Origin of the sequence: Pedobacter sp., assembly GCF_035317785.1 — a bacterium.
In the GTDB taxonomy this organism is placed as follows: domain Bacteria; phylum Bacteroidota; class Bacteroidia; order Sphingobacteriales; family Sphingobacteriaceae; genus Pedobacter.
Genome location: NZ_DATHGC010000164.1, coordinates 1 through 6323, shown reverse-complemented (window position 1 = coordinate 6323; position 6323 = coordinate 1). Strand labels below are relative to the sequence as shown.

Genomic DNA, 6323 nt, shown 5'->3' with positions numbered 1-6323 from the left:
GTCACGGTAGACGGATTTATTCCGCCTGCGGCTTTTATGGAATATCAGGCCTGCCGGGTGCTGGTCATTGCAGCTGATATCCGGCAGATCAATCACATCGAGTATACACCGGCTCCTGATATTATTCATGAATCGGCGGGTCATGCACCAATCATCGCAGATACAGACTACAACAATTACCTGAGTTACTTTGGTTCAATAGGCGCTAAGGCGATGTTCTCCTCCAAAGATTTTGAGCTCTATGAGGCCATCCGTCACTTGTCTATTTTAAAAGAGGCGGCAGATGCCCGGGAGGAGGAAATCGCCAGGGCAGAGAAACAACTGGAATTGATTTCGGAGAACATGGGTGAGCCTTCTGAAATGGCATTATTGGGCCGTTTGCACTGGTGGACAGTGGAATACGGACTGATCGGCACATTAGAAAACCCCAAGATCTACGGGGCCGGCCTGCTCTCTTCCATTGGCGAGAGTTCTTCCTGTATGAAGCCTGAAGTGGAAAAATTGTGGTACAATATAGACACCGTCAATTATGCTTATGACATCACCAAACCGCAGCCCCAGCTCTTTGTAACGGAAACTTTCCAGAACCTGATCGATGTTTTGGAGGCCTTTGCAGATACTATGGCCTTCAGGCGCGGCGGTTCCGAGGGTATTGTGAAGGCGATAGAATGCAAAAACCCTGCAACGGCTGTTTACAGTTCGGGATTGCAGGTCACGGGTGTATTTACAGACCTGGGCCTGAACCGGCAGGATGAGCTTACTTTCCTGAGGACATCCGGGCCTTCGGCATTGGCCTATGAGGGCAGGCAGCTGGAAGGGCATGGTAAATCTTACCATAAGGATGGTTTTTCATCGCCTGTGGGCAAACTCAGGGGTATTGACAAGGCGATTGAGGATATGGACATTCGCGAATTGATGAACTGTGGAATCAGGCCAAACCACATTGCGGCACTGGAATTTGAGAGCGGCATTACGGTAAAAGGCCTGGTCACCATCATTCATCAGCAAAGGGACGGGCGTACCTTTATGGTCACTCTGGAAGATTGTACCGTAAAAGAAAGCAATGGCAACATTTTATTTCAGCCGGATTGGGGGGTATACGATATGGCTGTAGGCGAAAAGATCGTTTCTGTATTTAACGGCGCAGCCGACAAGGATGCCTACGAGGAGATCACCCACCTGAGCGACAAGCAGACGCATAAAATTGTATACGACGAAAAAAAGGCTAAACTGCACCAGATCTATAAAAAAGTAAGGTCAATAAGAGAAGAACAGGCTGGGTTTGAAGAATTGCCGGATCTTTTTGATGCGCTGAGAAAAAACCACCGTGACGATTGGCTTTCTGCGCTGGAAATATTGGAGATCCTGCACCATAAAAGGTTGTTTCCCGAACTGGAAAAAGAGATTCGTGTGTACCTGGAACTGAAATCCTCTGGTGAGCCTGATCACAGCAAGCTGATCAATGATGGTCTCCATGTCATAGAAAGCCCGGTAACGCAACTGATCACTGAAGAAGATATTTAAAAAAATGAATATAGTATTAACAGGCGCCAGCAGCGGAATTGGCTTTGAAGCCGCTTTAGAATTTACACTCAGCAAAGAGAACAAAGTGGTCTGCATTGCCAGATCGGCTGATAAGCTGCGCAAGCTGCTGGAGATCGCAAAGGGGATTAATCCGGATTGTGTACTGCTGCCCGTCGAATTTGACATTGTAAATGACGACTATGCTGCCCTGGTTCCCTTTTTAAAAGAACGCCTGGGCAATGTCGATATTCTGATCAACAATGCCGGTGCTTTAGTCAATAAACCTTTTTTGGAAACCTCAGCCGCCGATATGTACCAGATGTTTGAAAGTAATGTAATGGGGCACTTTAACATGATCCAAAATATCCTGCCTTTAATGGGCGCAGGCGGTCATATTGTAAACATCGGCAGTATGGGCGGTTTCCAGGGCAGCGTTAAATTTCCCGGGCTTTCTGCTTATTCCTCTTCCAAATCTGCGCTGCATACGCTGACGGAGTGTCTGGCTTACGAACTGGCCGAAACAGGAATAAAAGTAAACTGCCTGGCACTGGGATCAGCGCAAACCGAGATGCTGGAACAGGCATTTCCGGGTTATGAATCTCCGGTTATGGCATTTGAAATGGGTAAGTATATCGCCGATTTTGCGAGAACAGGGCACAAGTTTTTCAACGGAAAAACTCTTCCTGTAGCTGTAACAACACCATAATCACCATTTTATCAACATTTATTAGGGTTAAATAATATTTTTAATACCTTTAGCGCCGTGGGTGTGTTGTATAAACCGGAATTAAACAAATCATATTGATGAGAAAAACCGCTATCCTGTTTTGTGTTTTATTGGTTAGTGTGTTCGCGGCAAAATCGCAGACCACTATTCCGGCAGAATACCAGGAAATGGTGGACAAACTTTCTAAACAATTGGCCAGCCCGCCTGAAAAAGTCCAGGAAACCACATCCACCAGCCGGATCATGGAATTTGCTAAATCTATGATCGGCATCAGGTACCGGGCAGCGTCAAGCAGCCCAAGCAGGGGCTTTGACTGTTCAGGTTTCGTTAATTATGTATTCAGCAATTTTGGTTTTAAGGTACCCCGTTCTTCAAGAGACTTCGCCGCAAGCGGTGATGCGGTAAAGCTGGAAGATGCCAAGATCGGAGATGTCATTCTTTTTACCGGGACCAACAGCAGATCGCGCAGACCGGGACATGTAGGCATTGTTTATGCTATAGATGGTGATGAGATTAAATTTATACATTCTTCTTCCGGCAGCGCCAGAGGGGTAACCATTACCAGTTTAAATGAGGGGTTTTATAAAAGACGCTTTTTAAAGGTGATCAGTATTTTTTAGATTGCTTTATTGACGTAACGGTGTCAGTTACTTTATTGCGGGGGCTTCATTGCAACAACAAAACCTTCAGTGCTTCATTTACTTTTCCTTCATTCAGCAGTTGTCTGGCCAGCTCATGAAGCTCACGCTCACGGTCGCCGGAATCACCTATGGTAGCATCCAGTATTTCTTTTACCTGTGGCCAGGTGCTGACAGCATCTATCTCCTCATCCGAAGGAAATTGTTCTGTATTGCCCAGCATACCCAGGTCATTACCGGTCAGCACTTTAGAGTTGCGCACCGCTTTTGGCAACGCATCAACCCCCAGTCCCAGTGTGGTCAGGGGCTTAGTTACTTTAAATAAGTTTTCAGGCGTCACCCGGCAATACCAGTCGCCCCCGAGGCGGGCCACAAGGTCTATTTTTGCCTGGTCTATTTTACCTTCTGCGTCCAGTATCTCCTCCCTGATGTGGATCAGTTTCACTTCGGCAAGGATCAGGTTGCCTGCACCCGGATTGTCACCCAGATGGATGATCTCTTTTACGATACATTCCATCTGTACGGGTGCTTCCGCTACACGGGGAGGCCTGACCAGCTGCGAAGGCAGCATCGTAAACCCTGCCTTTTCAAATTCATTGGTACCCTTTGCGTATTCTGTGCTGGCCAGGCTGGTTTGCTGTACCATCGCATAGTTGACAATATTGATGACACATTCTTTCACTTCCAGTACATTTTCCAGTGTATGCTTGGTGGTGTTGTCCCGCACGCGCCTTGCAGGTGAAAAGATGCATAGCGGCGGGTTGGTGCTGAACATGTTGAAAAAACTGAAGGGACTCAGGTTGATGTTGCCGGCCGCATCTGTGGTAGAGGCAAAGCAAATGGGCCTGGGCGCAATGGCATACTGCATGTAATTCTGCAGCTGCACAGGGGAAAGCTCTGAGGTGTTGAGGGTCAGCATGGTTTTCAATATATCACTTAATTGTGACGAATAGCTAATTATTTCTTCAATGCGAGAATTGAAAAATCTGTATCAACTGCTTTGATCGTATTGCTCAGATGGCCAAGCCCTGTAATTTCCATCTCTACTACATCCCCGTCCTGCAGCCACTGCGGTTTGAAATCAGGATCATTGAGCAGGCCGGTGCCATTGAGTTCAAGAAAACAACCTGTACCCACGGTGCCGGAACCAATGACATCACCGGGCAGCACATCAGCACCATAAGCACAGCGTTCGATGATCTCTGCAAAGGTCCAGTCCATATCGGCCATACTGCCCCGGGATACCTGTACCCCATTGACAGTGCAGGTCATTTTCAGATCGTAGGAGTTGCCGGTATGACCTGGCTTTGTGCTGATTTTATATTGCTCCAGCTCATCAGGGGTGACCAGCCAGGGGCCGATCACGGTGGAGAAGTCCTTTCCTTTGGCCGGACCAAGATTCAGCAGCATTTCTTCTGCCTGAAGTGTCCTGGCGCTCATGTCATTCATGATCATATAGCCTGCAATATAGCTATCAGCCTCTGCGGCGGTAATGTTTCTTCCTTTTTTCCCGATCACTACAGCAACTTCAAGTTCAAAATCAAGCTTCTGAAAATGGTCCGGCATGCATTCAATTTCACCAGGCCCCTGTATCGCATTATGATTGGTAAAATAAAAGATGGGATATTTGTCAAATTCAGGAATCATTTCTACCCTGCGGTTCCTGCGTGCTGCTGCTACATGCTGACGAAATGCATAGCCGTCTCTGCATGATGCAGGATGAGGTACGGGAGCCAGCAATTCGAAAAAGGCTTCCTGTTTTGGTTCGATCGCTCCTGATCTGATTTGTGCATCAATCTTTTCTGCGCGTTCCATCAACACCTCTCCGCCTTCCAGAAAGCCATTCATTTGATCGGGGAGCTGTTTGTCGCAGGAGTTCAGGTTATAAATGTGTCCGTTTACAAAAACACCCAGGTGTTCTCTGTCTTCTGTTTTATAGGATACCAGTTTCATATAGTTAGTTTATGTCGTTGTCCAAAGCTATATAAAAATACAGCAAACCTGATACTAAAATAAATACTGATGAGATAATTGCTTTAGGTTTTGTGGTTTATGCTAATAAATACTTAATTTAGCCAACGCAACAAAAATAATGGTAAAAAGCAATTACATCGCTCAGGATCAAATAGCCAGACAAGTACTGGCTTCGTTTAGGTATGCCATGCTGTCCAAGCTTATTTTTGCACAATATTCTCTGTAAGATTTCCTGATCAGATACACCAGCTTGCTGTGCTGTAAATGCGCTTAACAACCGCTCATTAAAAACGTTTTGAACGTTTAAACGTTATCATTTAAATCAATTTCACCATTTTAAACTTATGTTATGCCTGTATACCATACGTTAGGAACTGTACCAGCTAAACGCCACACTGTTTTCAGGAAACCGGATGGACAGCTTTATGCTGAGGAACTGGTATCTACTGAAGGGTTTTCGAGTTTATATTCACTTGTTTACCATTGTCATCCTCCTACTATTGTAAAATCCCTGGGCGAACCGTATTCGGTAGAGCCAAAGATCGCCCGGGAGAAACACCTGAAGCATACCAGTCTGATTGGCTTCAATATTAAACCAGAAGATGATTACCTGCAGAGCAGGAAGCCGGTACTGGTCAACAATGACCTGCACATTTCACTGGCTGCTCCGCGCAAATCGATGACGGATTATTTTTACAAGAACAGTCAGGCCGATGAGGTGATCTTTATCCACGAAGGAACAGGCACATTGAAAACCGGCTTTGGAAAGATCCGCTTTGGCTACGGGGATTATTTGGTGGTGCCGCGGGGCACGATCTGCCAGATGGAATTTGATACTGAACAAAACCGCCTTTTCATTGTAGAAAGTTTTAGCCCGATCCGCACACCAAAGCGCTACCGGAATGAGTACGGGCAGCTGATGGAGCACGCCCCGTATTGTGAACGCGATATCAGAAGGCCTTCAGACCTGGAAACCATTGATGAGTTTGGCGATTTTAAGGTGCTGATCAAAAAGCAGGGATTGATGTACCCTTATACCTATGGCACACATCCTTTTGATTTCGCGGGCTGGGACGGTTTTCATTATCCTTATGCTTTTTCTATTCATGATTTTGAGCCGATCACCGGCCGCTTGCACCAGCCGCCTCCGGTACATCAGACCTTTGAAGGACATAATTTTGTGATCTGCTCTTTTGTGCCGCGCAAATATGATTATCATCCTTTGTCTATTCCTGCGCCGTACAACCACAGTAACGTAGACAGCGACGAGGTGCTTTACTATGTAGATGGTGATTTTATGAGCAGGAAGAGTGTGGTAAAGGGTCAGATCACCCTTCATCCCGGCGGCATTCCTCATGGGCCGCATCCGGGTATGGTGGAGAAATCGATTGGAAAGGAAAGCACTGATGAGCTGGCTGTGATGATTGATCCTTTCCGGCCGCTCATGCTTACCGAGGAAG

At 46.5% G+C, this 6323-nt stretch carries 6 protein-coding genes; 4 read left to right on the top strand and 2 right to left on the bottom strand.

The window, feature by feature from the left end:
- From VK541_RS10005 to VK541_RS09995, 3 genes are all read left to right on the top strand, one after another.
- On the top strand, positions 1 to 1524 hold a 1524-nt coding region (locus VK541_RS10005; protein WP_324369519.1), incomplete at its 5' end, for an aromatic amino acid hydroxylase.
- Between the two features lie 4 nt (positions 1525 to 1528).
- Positions 1529 to 2230: an SDR family oxidoreductase gene (locus tag VK541_RS10000; protein ID WP_324369518.1), complete on the top strand. Its 702-nt coding sequence runs from the start codon at positions 1529 to 1531 to the stop codon at positions 2228 to 2230.
- A 98-nt stretch (positions 2231 to 2328) separates the two neighbouring features.
- Positions 2329 to 2871 carry a C40 family peptidase gene (locus VK541_RS09995; RefSeq protein WP_324369516.1) on the top strand — a complete coding sequence of 181 codons (543 nt, stop codon included), beginning with the start codon at positions 2329 to 2331 and terminating at the stop codon, positions 2869 to 2871.
- 46 nt (positions 2872 to 2917) lie between these two features.
- Here the strand turns inward: VK541_RS09995 and VK541_RS09990 are convergent, their stop codons facing one another.
- Positions 2918 to 3808 (bottom strand): flavin reductase family protein, encoded by an 891-nt coding sequence (locus tag VK541_RS09990; RefSeq protein ID WP_324369514.1) that lies wholly within the window; start codon positions 3806 to 3808, stop codon positions 2918 to 2920.
- A 38-nt stretch (positions 3809 to 3846) separates the two neighbouring features.
- Complete coding sequence (locus tag VK541_RS09985) at positions 3847 to 4842, bottom strand: fumarylacetoacetate hydrolase family protein (protein ID WP_324369512.1); 996 nt, start codon at positions 4840 to 4842, stop codon at positions 3847 to 3849.
- Between the two features lie 370 nt (positions 4843 to 5212).
- On the opposite strand from VK541_RS09985, the gene VK541_RS09980 reads away from it, so the two are divergent.
- Positions 5213 to 6323: homogentisate 1,2-dioxygenase (locus tag VK541_RS09980; RefSeq protein WP_324369510.1), on the top strand; the 1111-nt coding region annotated here is incomplete at its 3' end.